Source organism: Pseudarthrobacter sp. J47 (assembly GCF_049810315.1).
In the GTDB taxonomy this organism is placed as follows: Bacteria; Actinomycetota; Actinomycetes; order Actinomycetales; family Micrococcaceae; genus Arthrobacter.
Map to the genome: position 1 here is coordinate 205428 of NZ_CP187358.1, position 17888 is coordinate 223315.

Below are 17888 nucleotides of genomic sequence, written 5' to 3' on the forward strand. Positions count from 1 at the left end.
GCAGCCGAGGGGCTTAATGCGTCGGTGCAACTTTACCGCCACGCAGGCCGCGGCGCCGCGTGTGGGGAACGTCACGCTGCCACCGGGAAGAACGCGGAAGTAGTTGAAGTTGCAAGTATTGAAACGAGAGGCCACCCCGGCAGGCGGGGAGGCGCAGCGAAAGGGATTCACAATGACCATTGCCCATGACGAAGCCATCATCGATTCCGCTGCCGTGGATGCGATCTTTGCCCAGGGACGCACCGCCAACTCCTTCACCGGCGAGGTGACCGAGGACCAGGCCCGCGCCATCTACGAACTGACCAAGTTCGGCCCCACCGCCTTCAACTCCCAGCCGCTGCGCGTCACCTACGTCCGCTCCGACGAGGCCCGCGCCACGCTGGTTGACGCCCTGATGCCCGGCAACAAGGCCAAGACCGCCGCCGCCCCGCTGGTGGCTATCCTCAGCTACGACACCGCCTGGACCGAGCAGTGGGACAACTTCCTCCCCGGTTACAACGCCCCCAAGGCCATGTACGACGCCGCTCCCGCCCTGGCTGCCGAGACCGGCAACAACAACGCCCACCTGCAGGCCGGCTACTTCATCCTGGCCGTCCGCTCCCTCGGCTTCGCCGCCGGCCCCATGACCGGAGCCGACTTCGGCGCAATCGACGCCGCCTTCTTCCCGGCCGGCGACCAGAAGAGCTTCCTGGTGGTCAACATCGGCCAGCCCGGCCCTGACGCCTTCGGCGAAGCCAAGCCGAAGTTCGACTACGAGCAGGTTGTCCGCACCGTCTAACTCTGGTTTCGCTGCGGAATTCCTCCGCGACGCACAAATGCGCTGGCGCCCCCGAAATATCCGGGGCGCCAGCGCATTTTTGTGTCGCCAGGTATTTTGCGCGTCGGGAACTTAGGCGATGACGCCGTCCACCAGCTGCTTGGCTTCCGCCTGGACCTGCTTGAGGTGGTCCTCTCCCTTGAAGGACTCGGCGTAGATCTTGTAGACGTCCTCGGTGCCGGAGGGCCGGGCGGCGAACCAGGCGTTCTCCGTGACCACCTTGAGCCCGCCGATTGCTGCGCCGTTGCCCGGTGCTTCAGTCAGCTTCGCCACGATCGCCTCGCCTGCCAGTTCAGTGGCAGTGACGTCCGACGCCGAGAGCTTGCCAAGTGCCGACTTCTGCTCGCGCGTTGCGGCGGCGTCGATCCGGGCGTAGACGGGTGCGCCGAACTGGTCAGTGAGGCCCTTGTACAGCTGCGAGGGCGACTTGCCGGTGACCGCCGTGATTTCCGAGGCAAGCAGGGCCAGCAGGATGCCATCCTTGTCAGTGGTCCAGACGCTGCCGTCCAGCTTGTTAAAGGACGCGCCGGCCGATTCCTCGCCACCGAATGCGCCTTCGCCGGAGAGCAGGCCGGGGACGAACCACTTGAAGCCAACCGGCACCTCCACCAGCTTGCGGCCCAGGCTCTCCGCCACGCGGTCGATCATGGAGGAGGAAACCAGCGTTTTGCCAACGACTGACTGCGGGTTCCAGCCGCTGCGGTTGCGGTACAGGTAATCGATGGCGACGGCCAGGTAATGGTTCGGGTTCATCAGTCCGCCGTCCGGCGTCACGATGCCGTGGCGGTCCGCATCGGCGTCGTTGCCCGTGGCGATGTCGAACGAGGCACCATCAGCCATCCGGTTGATCAATGAGGCCATGGCCGACGGCGACGAGCAGTCCATCCGGATCTTCTCGTCCCAGTCCAGGGTCATAAACGCCCATTGGGGATCCACAGCCGGGTTGACCACGGTGAGGTTCAGGTGGTGGCGCTCGCCGATCTCGCCCCAGTAATCCACTGCGGCACCGCCCATGGGGTCCGCACCGATGCGGACACCGGCGTCGCGGATTGCATCCAGGTTCAGCACAGAGGGGAGATCGTCCACATAGCCGCTGAGGAAGTCGAACTTGCCGGTGCTGTCAGCGTTCAGGGCTTCGGCCACCGGGACCCGCTTGATACCGCGGAGATCGTTTTCCAGGAGTTCGTTGGCGCGGTTGGCGATCCAGCCCGTGGCGTCCGAATCGGCAGGGCCGCCGTGCGGCGGGTTGTACTTGAAGCCGCCGTCGCCGGGCGGGTTGTGGCTGGGGGTGACCACAATGCCGTCAGCCTGCGGAGCTCCGGCGGCGGCCTTGTTGTTGTAGCTGAGGATCGCGTGGCTCAGGGCCGGGGTGGGCGTGTAGCCGTGACGGGCGTCGATGAGTACCTGGACGCCGTTGGCCGCGAGGACCTCAAGGGCGGAATTCTGGGCGGGTTCGCTGAGGGCGTGGGTGTCCTTGGCCAGGAACAGCGGGCCGGTGATGCCCTGACCGGCCCGGTACTCCACGATCGCCTGGGTGATGGCGAGGATGTGTTTTTCGTTGAACGACGCCTTCAGGCTGGATCCGCGGTGCCCGGAGGTGCCGAACGCCACCCGCTGGCCGGGATCCGACAGATCGGGACTGACGTCGTAATACGCGTCAAGAAGAGCGGTGATGTCTACAAGGTCCTGTGGTTGGGCAACTGTGCCCGCTCGGCTAGCCATGGCTCCAGCATGCCAGACCCTGCCCTGAGTCAACACGATCCACCCCAATTCCCGCTCCTGTGACGAAAAAATCGCGATCGGCAGCACCTAGAAGACAGACAGCCCTGTCCGGGTGGTGAATTCATCCAGGGCCGCCATGCCCATTACGGAGTTTCCGGACTTGCCCAGCCCCGGGCTCCACACGCACACCGTGCAGTTGTTGGGGACCACCGCGATGATCCCGCCACCCACGCCGCTTTTGCCGGGCAGGCCCACCCGGTACGCGAATTCGCCGGCTGCGTCGTAGGTTCCGCAGGTCAGCATGACGGCGTTGATCCGTTTGGTCTGTGCCGAGGACAGCAGCGCTGAGCCGTCCACGCGCAGCCCGTTGCTGGCCAGGAAGCGGCTCGCCAGGGCCAGGTCCGTGCAACTCATCTCCAGCGAACACTGCAGGATGTAGTTGTCCAGGACGTCCTGCACAGGGTTTTCCAGGTTGCCGCAGCTGGCCAGGAAGTGGGCCAGCGCGGCGTTCCTGTTGCTGTTCCTCGATTCGGATTCGGCAACCACCGGATCGCTGTCCACCAGCGTGTTGCCGCTCTCCTGGCGCAGCAGGTCAAGGACGGCTCCTGACGCGTCGCCGGTAATGCTGAGCAGCCGGTCCGTCACCACCAGTGCGCCCGCGTTGATGAACGGGTTCCGCGGAATGCCGTCCTCGTGCTCCAGCTGCACGAGCGAGTTGAACGGGTTTCCCGAGGGTTCGCGGAACACGCGTTTCCAGATGCCGTCGCCGTCTCCGGCCAGCACCAGGGCCAGGGCGAAAACCTTGGAAATGCTCTGGATGGAGAATGCGACGGCGGCATCACCGGCGGCGTAGACTTCGCCGTCGCCTGTGGCTACGGAGATGCCGAACTGCCCGGCATCAACTGAGCCGAGCTGCGGAATGTAACTGGCCACCTCGCCCTGGCCCAGCCGGGGTTTGATGGATCCGACGATGTCGTCGAGGAGGTTCTGGATGTCCATTGATGGTCTGTTTCTGTGCAGGCCGCGGGCACGGCAAAAGAGGGCGAGGAACGAAGGGTGGGGAGAAGGCCCGGATCAGTGTTTTCCGGACCGCGTCCAGAGCCGGATCTGCAGGTGCGCCAACAGCCGCTGCCCCGCATCCCGCAGGTCTATTCCGGAGAGCTCGGTGGCCCGGCGCAGGCGGTAGTGCACTGTGTTCCGGTGGATCCCAAGGTCCTCGGCGCAGCGGTTGACGTCCCCGAAGGACTCCAGGTAGGCCAGGAGCGTGGCGGCAAACTCGGGATACTTCCGGCACAGCTCCTGGATTCCCTTGTGGCGGAGCTGCTGCCGGGATTCCACCAGGTCAAGGAGTTCGTTCACCAGGACGGTGGGCTCCACGTCGGTGAACGAAGCGACGCTCCTGGTGGGGTCGCTGTTGAGGACCTTGAGCACGTTCCGCACATGTTCCACGGACGTGTGGAGTTCATCGAGCCTTTCCACCACCGGGCCGATGGCCGCCTGGACCTGCAGATCCAGGTGCGCACCGGCGTCGCGGACAATCACGTTTGCCAGCCGGCTGATGGCCGCCGGGGACTTCACCGGGTCAAGGTCCGGGAGGATGATGGCTGTCTCCAGGCCCAGCGAACCCACCACCGCGCCCGGCCGGTAGGCGGCGGCATGGATGGAGACCAGGCTGGCGAGTTCCCCGCGCTGCAGCTGGAGGCCGGGCGGGGACGTGCGCTCGCTGCCGGAGGAGACCAGCACCAGGGCCGCGGGGCGGGACGGGTCCAGCCCGGCCGACTGTGCCTGTGAATGGATCTGGGCTGTGCCGCTGAGCAGGCTGGAAACCCGGTCCCGGCGCATGGACTGGGATTGTTCGTTCCGGTGGCGCACCAGCTCGATCGCGGCGTGGCGTGCGGAACCGACCAGGATCCGGTCAACGTTGTCCGCCAGCCCGTCAGTTCCTTCCTGCAGCCAGATGTAGCCCAGGATGGTGCGCCCGGCGAAGATGGCAATCGCCACGCGCTCGCGGAGCCCCTCGGCGGGGTTGGCCGGCATGTGGATGGGTACTTCACCGGCCTGCAGGCGCTGGTAGACGCCGGATTCCTTGAGCAGTTTCTGATACCGCTCGGGCCCGCGACGGGCCAGGATGGAGAGCCGGCGCAGCTCGTCAACATCGTTGGACGCGGGGGAGTAGGCCAGGACGTTGTTGGCCGTATCCTCGATCACCACATGGCCGCGGGTCAGCGTGGCGGTTGTCTGGGCGATGCCAAAGAGGTCCCGCTGCATCAGCGTGGACCGGTCCGTAGGGGGAAGCGACTCGCGGATGCGGTCCAGCGCGATCCCTTCAAGCTGGTCCCACCGGGCCTCGGGGCCAACAGCGATGAGGCCGCACCCGGTGCCATTCATTACCTCGCGGACGGCCGCCAGCTCGGGTTCGGAGCCCTTGATGGCGATCGCAACCGGCTGGTCCTGCAGCAGGGCGCGGACCTTGGGCAGGGCGGCCCTGCCGCGGGAGCCCACCAGGAAAACGAGTGCGCCGGGCCGGACCGCCGTGGCATCTTCAGGATCAACAATCACTGTTTCGCGGACCTGCTCGTTGTCCGCGCCGGGAGCCGCCAGCAGCCGCGCATTGTCGACGCCGATGTCCTCCAGGATGTCGCTCAGGGCAACGCCCGCGTCGTCGCCGGTTTGTACTTCAGGCCTCACGTCTTTGTTCAGACCCTCTCTGGTGCTTATCAAGTTTTTGATGCTCCGCGGATTTTTTAATCCTCCGCGGAGCGGGGCAGCCATTGCCACAGCCATGTACGTTACTCGCCATCTCCCGGCCCCAAGTTAGCGCACGGCACAATTGCATACAGCCGGATTTGGCGGGGCCGCCAATCCATGGCGGGCGCCGTAGCCTTACGGTTGGAGACCGGCCGCCAGGGACCAGCGCCTAGAAGCCCAGCTGGGCCGCTACCTGCAGCAGGAGCAATTCGGATCCGGCCGGTCCCACCAGCTGGATACCCATCGGCAGGCCCCTTCCGGGAGCGCCGCCGGTCCAGTACACGGGGATGCTGATGGCCGGCAGCCCGCAGACATTCACCATGGAGGACCACGGCGCGAACTCGCACTGCCTGCGGTAGTCGCCGTCGGCGTCGTTGGGCCATTCGGTGGCCGGCCATGCGGCACCTCCATGGGCAGCGCCGGTGAACCAGCCCACCGGCCGTGGGGTCTGCGCCAGGGACGGCATCAGCATCAGGTCCCAGTTGGCGTACTGCGTGACGGTGTCGTGTTCGAACTGCCGCAGGAACGCCAGTGCTTCGTTGAGTTTCGCGGTGCTGCGCTGCTGGGCGCGGCGCCGGAAGGTGCGGGTGAGCGGGGTCAGCAGCGCCTCCCGGTGGGGGCTGATCCGGGCACTTCCGACGCCGGCAGTCCAGGCCGTGGTGAACGCATCCGGGTAGCGGTTGTCGTAGCGGATGGCGGCTTCTGTGACCACGTGACCGGCGTGTTCCAGCAGGTCGGTTCCGGTTTTCAGCGCCGCCAGCGCCTCCGGTTCCGTCTGGAAGGGGAACGCGGCGGCCCACGGGCTGTCCAGTGTGACGCCGATCCGCAGCGGCGGTGGCTCCCGCGTGACGGCGTTGAGGAAACCGGCACCGCCGTTCGAATGGGTGCCCTGGGAACGGGTTTCCGGCGAATGGGTTGCCGGCGACGGCACCAGGGCGTCCATCATCAGGGCTGCATCTTCGGCGCTCCGGGCCAGCGGGCCAGCCACTACCAGCCGCGCCGGATCGCCGGAACTCTCCCCGGCGGCCACCACGCCCCGGCCGGGCTTCAACCCAACCAGCCCGCACGCCGCCGCGGGGATGCGGATGGACCCGCCGCCGTCCGTTCCCGGAGCAAACGGCAGCAGGCCCGCTGCCACCGCGGCGGCACTGCCCCCGGAACTTCCGCCGGAACTGCGGGCGGGGGAGTAGGGGTTGCGCGACGGCGGTGCCACGCGGTTTTCGCTGTACGCCGTCAGTCCAAACTCCGGAACCTGGGTCTTGCCCAGTGAGATGACGCCCGCGGCTTTAAGGGCCGCGGGCAGCGCACCATCCGCCGGCGCCGGCTTGCGATCCAGGGCCGCGCTGCCGTGCGTGGTCACCACTCCGGCAACATCCGTCAGGTCTTTAAAAGCCAGCGGCACGCCGTGCAGAAGGGGCAGCGCGCCGGAGGTTCCGGCGTCGAAAGTTCCCTTCTTAGCCCGGACGTACAGGGCGTCCGCGGCCGCCGCATCAGCCAAAGCCCGCTCCCTGGTGACCGTGACGAAGGCGCCCAGGAGAGGGTTCTGCTGTTCGATGCGGCCCAGGAAGTGGGCCGTTGCCTCCCTGGCGGAAAGCTCTCCGGCGCGCAGGGCGTTCCGGAGCCGGACGGCACTCAGCTCATGGATCTCTGTTTGCCGGCCGGATGCCTGCTCAGGGGGCAACGGTCCTCCTCGGGGTCTTGGGGAAGCCTAGCGGACTCCCGCCATCAGTTTCCGGATGGCGGGCGTACCGGCCGCGAGACCAGCTGCCAGCACCACCGCGGCACCGCCGATTCCCAGGAAGTACGGCAGCTCGTCGTCGGGGTTGTACAGCCCCGCGAGGATGCCCGCCAGCGTGGTGCCGAGGGAGACGGAGAGGAAGAACAGCGCCACCATCTGCGTGTGGAAGGCCTTGGGGGCCAGCTTGGTGCTCACCGAGAGGCCGATCGGGGACAGGAACAGTTCCGCCAGGGTGAAGAGGAACAGGATGGCCACCAGCGCCAGCAGCGGCGTCTTCCCGGCACCGGAGAGCGGAATGAAAGCCAGGAAGGCCAGGCCCATCACCAGCAGTCCGACGGCGAATTTCATGGGAGAGCTGGGCTGCTTCTTGCCCAGCTTGGTCCACAGCGCTGCCATGACGCCGGCGAAGATGATGATGAAGACCGGGTTGATGGACTGGACCCAGGCCGCGGGCATTTCCCAGCCGAACAGGTTCCGGTCCAGCTTCTCCTCCGAGTAAACGGCGATGAACGTGAACTGCTGCTGGAACAGGGCCCAGAAACCGGCCGAGGCAATGTACAGCGGGATGAACGCGAGCACGCGGCTCCGCTCCACAGCCGTGACCTTCTTGCTGCGGAAAATCAGCGTGAAGTAGATGACCGACGCGGCAATGGCGGCGTAGGCCATGGTGCGGGCCAGGTTCTCCGCGTTGACAATCCGCGTGACCAGCAGCAGGAGGATGACGACGACGATGCCCAGGAAGATGAATCCGTACCGTTTGCGGTCTTCCGCGGGCAGGGGGTTGGGCACGTGGTGCGCTTCCTCCGGGAGGTTCTTCCGGCCAGCGGAGTAGATGCCGAGGCCAAGCGCCATGCCAACGGCTGCTGCGCCGAAGCCCCAGTGGAAGCCGTGGCTTTCCTGCAGCCACCCGGTGACCAGCGGGCCCACCAGGCCGCCGATGTTGACGCCCATGTAGAAGATGGAGAAGCCGGCATCGCGGCGCTCGTCCTTCTCGCCATAGAGCGTGCCAACCAGCGCCGTGGCGTTCGCCTTCAGCCCGCCGGAGCCAACCGCCACCAGCACCAGGCCGGCAACCAGGCCGGGGACGCCGGGCAGGAGTGCCAGCGCAACGTGACCGCCCATGATCAGGATGGCCGAACCAAAGAGCACGCGCTCCGAACCAAAGACCCGGTCCGCCAGCCAGGCGCCCAGGATCGTTGAGAGGTACACGCCGCCGCCATAAGCGCCTACCAGCGTTGCGGCGAGGGCCTTGTCAATGGACAAACCGCCCTGGTCGGCCGTGAAGTACATGTAGTAGAGGAGGATTCCCTGCATTCCGTAGAAGGAGAAACGCTCCCACATTTCAACGGTGAACAGGTTGGCCAGCATCTTTGGATGGCCGAAGAATGAAGTGTCGCCCGGGCTTTTGGCCTCGGCGACAGCGTCTTGGGTAGTAGTCATTTACCCCATGCTGGCACCGAAAACCCGATATTGTCACATTTTTGGATACACCTGGCAACCATCGCCCGGCTGTTGGAAGGGCACTTTCGGCCGACCCCTCGGCGCCGGGCCCGTGCGCCGCTAGGCTTGAGGAAACCAGAATTTCCGAGGGGGAAACCATGACCGAGCAGCCCAATCAACGCCCGGACGGGAGCGGGCCGGCGGATTCCGGGCCCTCCTACGAGCCGCCTTCGTTCGTACCGCCGCAGGGGCCCGGGATTCCGGCGCCGCCGCTGTATGGGCAGGACCAGTATGGGCAGGGTGCTTATGGCTCGGGTCCGTACGGCCAGGGGCAGTACGGGCAGTCGCCCCAAGACCAGGCGCCCTATGGCCAGCCGGGCCAGTACTCCCAGCCGGGTCCGTATGCCCAGTACAGTCAGCCGGGCCCCTATGGCCAGCCGGCGTACTACGCGCAGCCGCAACCCCGGGGCCTGAGCATCGCCAGCATGGTGTGCGGCATTGTGGCGGTGGTGCTGGGCATCATCATGGTCCCGCAGATTGCCGCGATCGCCACAGGCCACTTGGCGCTGAGGCGCGAGCCCGCCGGAAAGGCCATGTCCATCACCGGCCTGGTGCTGGGCTATCTAAGCCTGCTGGGCTACGGGCTGTTCTGGGTGCTGGTGATCGTCGGCCTGTCTGTGGCCCGGTCCACGTACAGCTACTAAAGCCAACGCTGAGTCCGTCCCGAACCGGGAACGCCAGACACCACCAATTCCAAATACCCCAACTCCCCGAAAATACCCCTGAACTCCCCGAAAAGAGGACCGAATGAGCGACTTCGAAACCGTCAACGTCACAGAGCTTCCCGCCGACGCCGCATTGCTGGATGTACGCGAGGACTACGAATGGGTGGCCGGGCACGCCGAGGGCGCCCTGCATATTCCGCTTGACCAGCTTCCGGGACGCCTGTCCGAGCTGGACCCGGACCAGGACCTGTACGTCATCTGCCGCACGGGTGGCCGGTCTTTCCGGGCAGCCCAGTGGCTCGCGGGCCAGGGTTATTCGGCAGTAAACGTCGCGGGCGGCATGGACCACTGGCTCGAGGCCGGCAAGCCGCTGGTCTCGGACAACGGCCTGGCCCCCATCGTCCTCTAGCCGCGTCCGGACCGTGCCGCGCACCCGCGCCCGCACACGCCGCGGCACGCCGTCGCCGGGGTACTTCCTTGGTAGTCAAACAATGCGTATGCTTACTTGATCCAACGGGGGAAACGCCCCAGCGAAGGGAGTACGTCATGCCGGAGATGAGCATCGACAACAACGACGGCCAGGGAATCATCGTGAACCCCAAGCCAACCGGTGACAACCAGGATTGGGACGGGGACGAAGCAGACCGCGCCGACCGCCTTCGCTTTGAAGAGGAACAGGCCATGATCCGCGAACAGTCCGAGGCCCGCGCCGCCGCCAAGGCCGCCAGTGAGGCAGCCGAGAAGAAAGCCGCCAGCTAAGGGGCTACAACCGTTGGTTTAACCCTGATCAACAGCGATAGCGGATGTATTCGGACGGTGACCTTGGTGGCTTCGCCAGCGGGGTCGCCGTCCAGCTGCGTCGGCATGGGTTCGGCGCATTTGATGACGATCTTCCCTGAGCGGTACACCGTCATAAACGGCAGCGCGCCGGCGTGCTTGAACACGATCTTGAAGTACATCACCAGCCAGCCCGCCAGGGTGCGCGGACTCATCACCACCACGTCCAGCATGCCGTCGTCGATCATGGCCTGCGGGATGAAATCGATGCCCCCCGGCACCAGGCCGCAGTTGGCGAACAGCACCGAACGGATCTTGCGCACCTGCTCCGGGCCGTCGTCGAGCGTTATGGAAACCCTTTTGCGGCGCCCCGGAAGATGCCGCACCCCCGCCTCGGTGTAGGCCAGCCAGCCCACTGCCTTCTTGAGTTGCGCGTTGGTGTCGCTAAGCACTTCGGCGTCCATGCCGATCCCAGCGATCACCAGGAACGCGTGCTCCGAGGATTCGCCGGTCTGTGAATTCTCAACCCGCATCCGTGCCGTATCAATGAAGCGCTGCTGGCCGTGCAGGGCCGTTTGAATGTTGACGTAGAGGTCGGTCAGGTCCGCGCCCACATTCCGGGCCAGCAGGTTTCCGGTCCCCAGCGGGATCAGTCCCATGGCCACCTGGGTGCCCGCGAGGACCTCAGCCACCGCGCGGACTGTGCCGTCCCCGCCGCCCACCAGTACGACGTCGGCCCCTTCCTCCAGTGCCTCCCGCGCCTGTGAATACCCGGGATCCTCCGCCGTGGTTTCGTAGAAGCGCGGCTCTTCCCAGCCGGCGGCCAGGCAGGCGCGCTGGATCAGTGCCTTAGCCTCGTCCGCCCGGTTCTTGATGGGGTTCAGGATCACGGCCACGCGCTGCTGGTCAGGGGCAATGCCATGGGGCTCGTCCTGGACCGCGCTGCGGGCATGGCGGGCCTGGAGCCGGCGCACGCCCCACCAGCTGGAGACGATGAACACCACGCCCCCAGCGATCAAAAGGAGGATGATCCAGTCGCTCATGGTGGTTCAACACTAACCCGCTGACGGCGCGCCGCCAGGTTACGCAGACTTCTGCCGGGGGCGGCGGGCGGATTAGATACCCTTATCTGGTGATCGACGTAAAAGACCTCAGCGAAAATCCGGACAAGTTCCGTGCCAGCCAGCGCGCCCGCGGCGCCGACGAATCCGTGGTGGACGCGATCATCTCCGCCGATTCCACCCGCCGGGCCGCGCTGATCCGCTACGAAAACCTCCGCGCCGAGCAGAACGTCTACGGCAAGAAGGTGGCGCAGGCCAAGGGCGAGGAGAAGCAGGCCCTCCTGGCAGAGGTCCGCGAGCTGGCCAACGCCGTCAAGGCCGCGTCCGCTGAAGCCGATGCCGCACAGGCCACCCAGGAGGAACTCCTCCGCGTGATCCCCAACCTCATTGAGGACGGCGTTCCCGAGGGCGGCGAGGACGACTACGTGGTGGTCAAGACCGTTGGCACGCCCCGCGAATTCACCGACTTCGAGCCGCGCGACCACCTGGAAATCGGCGAGCTCATTGGCGCGATCGACATGGAGCGTGGCGCCAAGGTCTCCGGTTCCAGGTTCTACTTCCTGCGTGGTGTGGGCGCCCGTCTGGAAATGGCGCTGCTGCAGATGGCCATGGAGCAGGCCATCGACGCCGGCTTTATCCCCATGATCACGCCCACCCTGGTGCGCCCGGAGACCATGCAGGGCACCGGCTTTGATGTGAAGCACGACGCCGAGATCTACCGTCTGGCCGAAGATGACCTGTACCTGGTGGGTACTTCAGAGGTGCCGCTGGCCGGATACCACTCGGACGAGATCCTGGACCTGTCCGACGGCCCCATCCGCTACGCCGGCCAGAGCTCCTGCTACCGCCGCGAAGCCGGATCGCACGGCAAGGACACCCGCGGCATCATCCGCGTCCACCAGTTCAACAAGGTGGAAATGTTCATCTACACCACCGTTGAGGAAGCCGCCGCGGAGCACGCGCGCCTCCTGGCCTGGGAAGAGGAAATGCTGGCCAAGTGCGAGCTCCCGTACCGGGTGATCGACACCGCCGCAGGGGACCTCGGCATGTCCGCTGCCCGCAAGTTCGACTGCGAGGCCTGGGTTCCCACGCAGGGCGCCTACCGCGAGCTGACCTCCACCTCCAACTGCACCACGTTCCAGGCACGCCGCCTGAACATTCGCGAGCGTACCGTCAACGCCGAGGGCGTTACCAAGGGCACCCGCGCCGTGGCCACCCTCAACGGAACCCTGGCCACCACCCGCTGGATCGTGGCCATCCTGGAACACCACCAGAACCCGGACGGCTCGGTCAACGTACCCGCGGCCCTGCAGAAGTACCTCGGCGGCCTTGAGGTGCTCCCGGTCCTGTAGTCCCGCCGTCGTGCGTTACGGCTTTGCGGATCTACGGATCTGGCCGCGACGTGCGGCGTTCCTAAGCTTGTTCGCTGGTCAGAACCTTGAACGTTGGGTTTCGCGAACATGCTTAGGATCCGTGGGCAGCCGGCGTGGCTGACTGGTCCTCCACACGGGGCGTTTTCCACATGACGACGGCGGACTGCAGCGCGGTGCCGCCGGCACCTGCACGCTGATGCAATGAAAATACCTCCGGGCTTGATCGATTCCTCCGCCGTGCTGCGAAACGGAGTTGGAACAGACGCCATTCACCGCGACTTTCGCGCAGGTAACCTGGTCCGGATCCGCCGCGGTTTCTATGTGCGCACCAGTGATTGGAACAAGGCCTACCCGTCAGACCGGTTTGCCTGGACTGCGGCAGCCGTATCCCGTTCTGTGCCCGATGCGGTTTTGTGCGGGCGCACGGCTGCCTTGGCCAGTGGTCTACCAGCGCTGAGCACCCCGCCGAGCGTCGACCTGGCCACGGCACAACCTGGCCGTTCGGGCCTCCGGACGTCTCCGTTTATGGTTCTTGGCGATTCGCCCGGGGCAAGGGAAGCCAGGAATAAGCGCAGTTACCCCCTCCGGTACTGCCTCAAGCAGCAAACGGGGGTGGAACCGGCCGAGTATGGGGAGTTCCGTTGTACTGGATTGCTCCAAACCATCGCGGATGTCATAGGTTCCGGCAAACTCAGCCACGCTTTGGTGGTGGCAGATGGCGCAGCGCGGAAATTCCAGGCGGACGGCATCCTCAGGGAGGACGGCAACCTGCTGATGGTGCCCGGTATGGAAGCTTTGATCGCGGCTCTGCCCTTCGCCACAGCGCGGAACCGGGCAACCCGGGTGGCGTTGCTGGCCAATCCGCTGGTGGAATCCGTGGGCGAGTCCTACAGCCGGGCCATGTTCGAATTCCTCGGATTCGACCAACCGACGCTGCAGCCGGCCTTCCGGGATAGGGACGGCCTGATTGGCAGGAGCGACTTCTTTTGGAAGGCCCAAGGCGTTGTTGGGGAGTTCGACGGCAAGGAAAAGTACATCAACGCTGCCCGAATGAGCGGAATCACGCCAGAGGAAGCGCTGTACAGGGAAAAGCTCCGCGAAGACCGGATCCGCGCCCTCGGCTACGACGTCAAGAGGTGGGCCTGGCAGGACCTGCAGGAGCCGAGCCGGTTGAAACGGACACTGCTCGCCGCCGGGCTCAGGCCGGGACGCGCACGGTTCCCAAGCTTGTTCGCAGCTCAGAACCTTGAAGCTTAGGACTCGCGAACAAGCTTAGGAACGGACCGGGTAGGGGGTGCGCGGGTTAACACTCACACTGTGGGGAACGCTGTGGGTATTAACCGGTTGTTCATGGGGACAGTGGCGTACGTCCTAGGCTCCTGGCGCGGGTTTCTGCTCTACTGGAAGCATGACTATTTTGACTGAATCCTCAGTCGCTGGCACCGAAGACCAGCGAAATACCGAAATCCGGACCACGCGCAAGGCCGCCCTCAACGGCAAGGCCTCCCCAAAGCTGATGGTGGCGCTCGACGTCGACGGCACCCTGGTGGACCACGACGGCCACATGTCCCCGGCCGTCCGCGAATCCGCCCAGGCCGTAGTCGCCGCAGGCCACGAGGTCATGATCGCCACCGGCCGCTCCCTCAACGCAACGCTGCCGGTCATTGAACAGATCGGCATCGACCGCGGTTACGCCGTCTGCTGCAACGGCGGCGTCACGCTCAGGCTCGATCCGGAGCTGGAGAACGGCTACGAGGTTATCCACAAAGCCACCTTTGACCCGGCCCCCGCACTCCGTGCCCTGCGGAAGAAGCTGCCCACGGCCAAGTACGCGCTGGAGGACGAGGACGGCAACTTCCTGGCCACCGAGCGCTTCGAGGATGCCAGCTTCGGCGTCGAGGCAATCGGCGTGGACTTCCAGACCATGCTTGAGGCCACGGCTGTCCGCGTCGTCGTCTTCAGCAGCCAGAACACGTCCGAGGAATTCCAGGAAGCGATTAAGCACGTGGGCCTGGCCGGCGTGACCTACTCCGTGGGTTGGACGGCCTGGCTGGACATCGCCGCGGCCGGTGTCACCAAGGCCAGTGCGCTGGAAGCACTGCGCAGCAGGCTGGACATCGAGCCCCGGAACACGGTGGCTATCGGCGACGGCCGCAATGACATTGAGATGCTGAACTGGGCAGGCCGCGGTGTTGCCATGGGCCAGGCACCGGACGAGGTCCTCGCCGCAGCAGATGAGATCACCCAGACAGTGTTCGACGACGGCGCGGCAGCCGTGCTGCGGAGCCTCGTCTAGGAGCCACTGGGCTCAGCCCGGGAGACCCGCTACCGGGCCTCACCTGGGAAGCAACCCCTACCGGACCTCGAGGATCAGGGACAGCAGCCGGGCCGCGGCGGGCCGGGCGGCGTGTTCCTCGTTCCATTGCGAGCGGGCCACGGCCTTGCTGACCGCCTGGGTGGTAATGCCCAGCTCCTGTGCCACTGCTTTCTGCTGGCCCCGTACCCCGGGGGTGAGCAGGTCCAGCACGCGCCATTCGGCCTCGCTGCGGTCCCGCACAATGTGGCCCAGCAGCCGCAGCACGGCCTCCGCTTCACGGGTAAGGTCCGGGAGCGGCCCGTCAACGGCAACGGGGACGCGTTCCTTGCCTTGCCGGAGCCGGTCCACGGCGCGGCGTGCATAGACCAGGCCGTGCCCGGAGGCGTCCTTGATCTGGTTGGGCAGCGGCTCGTTGACGGGCCCCACGCCGATTCCCACGAACCAGGCCCCTGCCCGGAGCGCGATCAGCGCAGCATCCACCGTCTGGTGCGGGCAGTCCAGGACGCCCTGCACTTCGTCCTCGACGGAACGGTCGAAATCCAGGCGCGCGGGGATGTGCCGAAGGTCTTTCAGCAGCTTGGGTACCAGGTCGCCGTCGCGCCGGCTGTCGGTCTGGTTGATTGTCAGCGTGAACATTGTGGATCAGACTACCGGCTGGTAGCAGTTGGGCGGTATGGGGAGTGCTGCCGGGGTTCCGTCCTCCGCGCGGATGTGGTCCGATGGGATGAAGCGCCGCCTAGTACACCCGCCGCACCGTGAACCCGCATAGCGAGGAGAACCGATGACCCCGGATCCAGGCTCCACCGTCCCGCAGGATGAACTCGACCTCGTGGACCGCTGGTGGCGGGCCGCGAACTACCTTTCCGTCGGCCAGATCTACCTGCGCGCCAATCCGTTGCTCCGCACGCCGCTGAAGGCCGAGGACGCCAAGGCCCGGTTGCTGGGCCACTGGGGCACCACGCCTGGCCTGAACTTCGTGTACTCGCACCTGAACCGGGTGATCCGCCGCGACTCACAGGAGATGCTGTTTGTGGCGGGTCCGGGCCATGGCGGGCCGGCCGTCGTCGCAAATTCATGGCTGGAAGGCACCTACGCGGAGATCTACAGCCACGTGGGCAACGATGAGGCTGGCCTCGCGGAGCTGTTCCGGCAGTTCTCCTACCCCGGCGGCATTCCCAGCCACGCAGCGCCGGAGACCCCCGGTTCCATCCACGAGGGCGGCGAGCTGGGGTACGCCCTGGCCCACGCCTACGGGACGGTGTTTGATAATCCGGAGCTGATTACCGCCGTCGTTATTGGGGACGGCGAAGCGGAAACGGGGCCGCTTGCCGCCAGCTGGCACTCGCACAACTTCCTGGACCCGACGGCGGATGGTGCGGTGCTGCCCATCCTGCACCTGAACGGCTACAAGATCGCCAACCCCACCGTACTGGCGCGGATGCCGGAGGAGCAGCTGGAGCAACTGCTGCGCGGTTACGGGCACCGGCCGCACTTCGTCACCGTCAAGGACCCGCGGGACACTGCCGCCGCACATGCCGAATTTGCAGCCGCACTGGACACCTGCCTTGCGGAAATCCGCGACATCCAGGCTCAGTTCCGCGGTTCAACGGAGAACCAGGACCGCCCGGCTGCGCAGTGGCCCATGATCGTGCTGCGCTCGCCGAAGGGCTGGACCGGGCCGCAGGAAGTGGACGGCCTGCCTGTGGAGGGAACGTGGCGCAGCCACCAGGTGCCGCTGTCCGAGGTGCGCAGCAACCCGGACCACCTCCGCCAGCTGGAGGAGTGGATGCAGGGCTACCGCCCGGACGAACTGTTCGACGACGGCGGGCGGCTGCGTGCCGACGTTGCCGCGAATGCTCCCGCAGGTGAGCTGCGGATGAGCGCCACCCCCTACGCGAACGGCGGAGTCCTGCTCCGGGACCTCAAACTGCCCGACTACCGGAAGCACGCCGTCGAGGTTTCCAGCCCCGGCGGCGAGAAGGTGGGCCCCATGGTCACCCTGGGTGGCTGGCTGCGCGACGTCATCAGCCTCAATCCGGAGAACTTCCGGCTGTTCGGCCCTGATGAAACGGCCTCGAACCGGCTGCAGGACGTCTATGAGGTCACGGACAAGGTGTGGCAGTACAGGATTGACGACGTCGATGAGCACCTGGCGCGCGCCGGCAGGGTGATGGAGGTGCTCAGCGAACACCTGTGCCAGGGCTGGCTGGAGGGGTACCTGCTGTCCGGGCGGCACGGGGTGTTCAGCTGTTACGAGGCGTTCATCCACATTGTCGATTCCATGTTCAACCAGCACGCCAAGTGGCTGAAGGTCCACCGGGAGCTGCCGTGGCGCCAGCCCATCGCCTCGCTGAACTACGTCCTGTCCTCCCATGTGTGGCAGCAGGACCACAACGGGTTCTCGCACCAGGACCCGGGTTTTATCGACCATGCCGTCAACAAAAAGGCCGAGGTGATCCGGGTTTACCTGCCGGCGGACGCCAACACCCTGCTGTGCGTGATGGACCACTGCCTAAGGTCCCGGGACTACGTGAACATCGTGGTCAGCGGCAAGCAGCCCTCGCCGGCATGGCTGGGCCCTGAGGAAGCGTCCCTGCACTGCCGGCGCGGCCTGGGGATCTGGGAATTCGCAGGTTCCGAGGTGGCGGGAGAGGAGCCCGACGTCGTACTGGCCTGCGCCGGCGACGTCCCCACAGTGGAAACCGTGGCTGCCGCCAAGCTGTTGAGGGAAGGTGTTCCGGACCTGAAGATCCGCGTGGTGAACGTGGTGGATTTGATGCGGCTGCAGGACTCCAGCGAACACCCGCACGGGCTCCCCGGCAGGGATTTCGACGGCATCTTCACAGCGGACAAGCCGATCATTTTCGCGTATCACGGCTACCCGTCTTTGATCCACCGGCTGGCATACCGGCGCACCAACCAGGCCGGGCTGCACGTGCGCGGCTACCAGGAGGAAGGCACCACCACCACGCCGTTCGACATGGCCATGCTCAACAGGATCGACCGCTTCCAGCTGGCCATCGACGCCATCGACCGGGTGCCGGGCCTCGCCGCGAAGTGCGCGCAGCTCCGCCAGTCCCTGCAGGACCGCCGGATCCGCGCCCGCGAACACACCCGTACGCATGGCGAGGACCCGGACTGGCTCTGAGGCCCAGGCATCCCGGTCAGGT

The 17888-nt window shown here is 66.0% G+C and carries 15 protein-coding genes; 8 read left to right on the forward strand and 7 right to left on the reverse strand.

From position 1 onward, the window contains the following. The first annotated feature begins 172 nt into the window (after positions 1-172). Positions 173-778 (forward strand): malonic semialdehyde reductase, encoded by a 606-nt coding sequence (locus ACPJW8_RS00980; RefSeq protein ID WP_330188005.1) that lies wholly within the window; start codon positions 173-175, stop codon positions 776-778. A 111-nt stretch (positions 779-889) separates the two neighbouring features. Here ACPJW8_RS00980 and pgm read toward each other — a convergent pair whose 3' ends face one another. The 5 genes from pgm to ACPJW8_RS01005 form a co-directional block, all read right to left on the reverse strand. Next, on the reverse strand, positions 890-2539 hold the full coding sequence (pgm, locus tag ACPJW8_RS00985) for a phosphoglucomutase (alpha-D-glucose-1,6-bisphosphate-dependent) (protein WP_330188004.1): 1650 nt from the start codon (positions 2537-2539) through the stop codon (positions 890-892). 87 nt (positions 2540-2626) lie between these two features. Further along, a complete protein-coding gene (locus tag ACPJW8_RS00990; protein WP_330188003.1) occupies positions 2627-3538 on the reverse strand; it encodes a glutaminase in 912 nt (303 codons plus the stop codon). Positions 3539-3613: 75 nt separating this feature from the next. Then, positions 3614-5227 carry a helix-turn-helix domain-containing protein gene (locus ACPJW8_RS00995; protein ID WP_330188002.1) on the reverse strand — a complete coding sequence of 538 codons (1614 nt, stop codon included), beginning with the start codon at positions 5225-5227 and terminating at the stop codon, positions 3614-3616. Positions 5228-5456: 229 nt separating this feature from the next. Beyond that, positions 5457-6968, reverse strand: coding sequence for an amidase (locus ACPJW8_RS01000; RefSeq protein WP_330194148.1), 1512 nt, complete (start codon positions 6966-6968; stop codon positions 5457-5459). 27 nt (positions 6969-6995) lie between these two features. Beyond that, the gene (locus ACPJW8_RS01005) at positions 6996-8465 is read right to left on the reverse strand and encodes a peptide MFS transporter (RefSeq protein ID WP_330188000.1); all 1470 of its coding nucleotides are present in this window, start codon (positions 8463-8465) and stop codon (positions 6996-6998) included. Between the two features lie 158 nt (positions 8466-8623). Here ACPJW8_RS01005 and ACPJW8_RS01010 point away from each other — a divergent pair, with 158 nt between their 5' ends. The 3 genes from ACPJW8_RS01010 to ACPJW8_RS01020 all read left to right on the forward strand — a co-directional run bounded on the left by ACPJW8_RS01010 (position 8624) and on the right by ACPJW8_RS01020 (position 9949). After that, on the forward strand, positions 8624-9169 hold the full coding sequence (locus ACPJW8_RS01010) for a DUF4190 domain-containing protein (protein ID WP_330187999.1): 546 nt from the start codon (positions 8624-8626) through the stop codon (positions 9167-9169). 103 nt (positions 9170-9272) lie between these two features. Next, entirely contained in the window at positions 9273-9599 is a 327-nt protein-coding gene (locus ACPJW8_RS01015) for a rhodanese-like domain-containing protein (RefSeq protein ID WP_330187998.1), read from the forward strand. A 146-nt stretch (positions 9600-9745) separates the two neighbouring features. Then, complete coding sequence (locus ACPJW8_RS01020; RefSeq protein ID WP_330188091.1) at positions 9746-9949, forward strand: hypothetical protein; 204 nt, start codon at positions 9746-9748, stop codon at positions 9947-9949. Here the strand turns inward: ACPJW8_RS01020 and ACPJW8_RS01025 are convergent. Continuing rightward, positions 9946-11010 (reverse strand): diacylglycerol/lipid kinase family protein, encoded by a 1065-nt coding sequence (locus ACPJW8_RS01025; protein WP_330187997.1) that lies wholly within the window; start codon positions 11008-11010, stop codon positions 9946-9948. The genes ACPJW8_RS01020 and ACPJW8_RS01025 overlap by 4 nt on opposite strands. Positions 11011-11099: 89 nt before the next feature. Here ACPJW8_RS01025 and serS point away from each other — a divergent pair, with 89 nt between their 5' ends. The 3 genes from serS (at position 11100) to ACPJW8_RS01040 (ending at position 14697) form a co-directional block, all read left to right on the forward strand. Next, positions 11100-12380 carry a serine--tRNA ligase gene (gene serS / locus ACPJW8_RS01030; RefSeq protein WP_330187996.1) on the forward strand — a complete coding sequence of 427 codons (1281 nt, stop codon included), beginning with the start codon at positions 11100-11102 and terminating at the stop codon, positions 12378-12380. Between the two features lie 729 nt (positions 12381-13109). Further along, entirely contained in the window at positions 13110-13658 is a 549-nt protein-coding gene (locus ACPJW8_RS01035; protein ID WP_330187995.1) for a hypothetical protein, read from the forward strand. Between the two features lie 151 nt (positions 13659-13809). Then, positions 13810-14697, forward strand: coding sequence for an HAD family hydrolase (locus tag ACPJW8_RS01040; RefSeq protein ID WP_330187994.1), 888 nt, complete (start codon positions 13810-13812; stop codon positions 14695-14697). 57 nt (positions 14698-14754) lie between these two features. Here the strand turns inward: ACPJW8_RS01040 and ACPJW8_RS01045 are convergent, their stop codons facing one another. After that, positions 14755-15354, reverse strand: coding sequence for a hypothetical protein (locus ACPJW8_RS01045; RefSeq protein WP_330187993.1), 600 nt, complete (start codon positions 15352-15354; stop codon positions 14755-14757). Positions 15355-15499: 145 nt separating this feature from the next. Between ACPJW8_RS01045 and ACPJW8_RS01050 the strand changes: the two genes are divergently transcribed. Beyond that, positions 15500-17866, forward strand: coding sequence for a phosphoketolase family protein (locus ACPJW8_RS01050; protein ID WP_330187992.1), 2367 nt, complete (start codon positions 15500-15502; stop codon positions 17864-17866). Positions 17867-17888 lie beyond the last annotated feature (22 nt).

Coding starts and splice junctions, on each gene's coding strand:
- ACPJW8_RS01045 (WP_330187993.1), bottom strand. CDS start 15,354: ATGTTCACGCTGACAATCAACCAGACCGACAGCCGGCGCGACGGCGAC.
- ACPJW8_RS01025 (WP_330187997.1), bottom strand. CDS start 11,010: ATGAGCGACTGGATCATCCTCCTTTTGATCGCTGGGGGCGTGGTGTTC.
- ACPJW8_RS01050 (WP_330187992.1), top strand. CDS start 15,500: ATGACCCCGGATCCAGGCTCCACCGTCCCGCAGGATGAACTCGACCTC.
- ACPJW8_RS01015 (WP_330187998.1), top strand. CDS start 9,273: ATGAGCGACTTCGAAACCGTCAACGTCACAGAGCTTCCCGCCGACGCC.
- ACPJW8_RS01010 (WP_330187999.1), top strand. CDS start 8,624: ATGACCGAGCAGCCCAATCAACGCCCGGACGGGAGCGGGCCGGCGGAT.
- ACPJW8_RS00990 (WP_330188003.1), bottom strand. CDS start 3,538: ATGGACATCCAGAACCTCCTCGACGACATCGTCGGATCCATCAAACCC.
- ACPJW8_RS00980 (WP_330188005.1), top strand. CDS start 173: ATGACCATTGCCCATGACGAAGCCATCATCGATTCCGCTGCCGTGGAT.
- ACPJW8_RS01020 (WP_330188091.1), top strand. CDS start 9,746: ATGAGCATCGACAACAACGACGGCCAGGGAATCATCGTGAACCCCAAG.
- ACPJW8_RS01040 (WP_330187994.1), top strand. CDS start 13,810: ATGACTATTTTGACTGAATCCTCAGTCGCTGGCACCGAAGACCAGCGA.
- pgm (WP_330188004.1), bottom strand. CDS start 2,539: ATGGCTAGCCGAGCGGGCACAGTTGCCCAACCACAGGACCTTGTAGAC.
- ACPJW8_RS01005 (WP_330188000.1), bottom strand. CDS start 8,465: ATGACTACTACCCAAGACGCTGTCGCCGAGGCCAAAAGCCCGGGCGAC.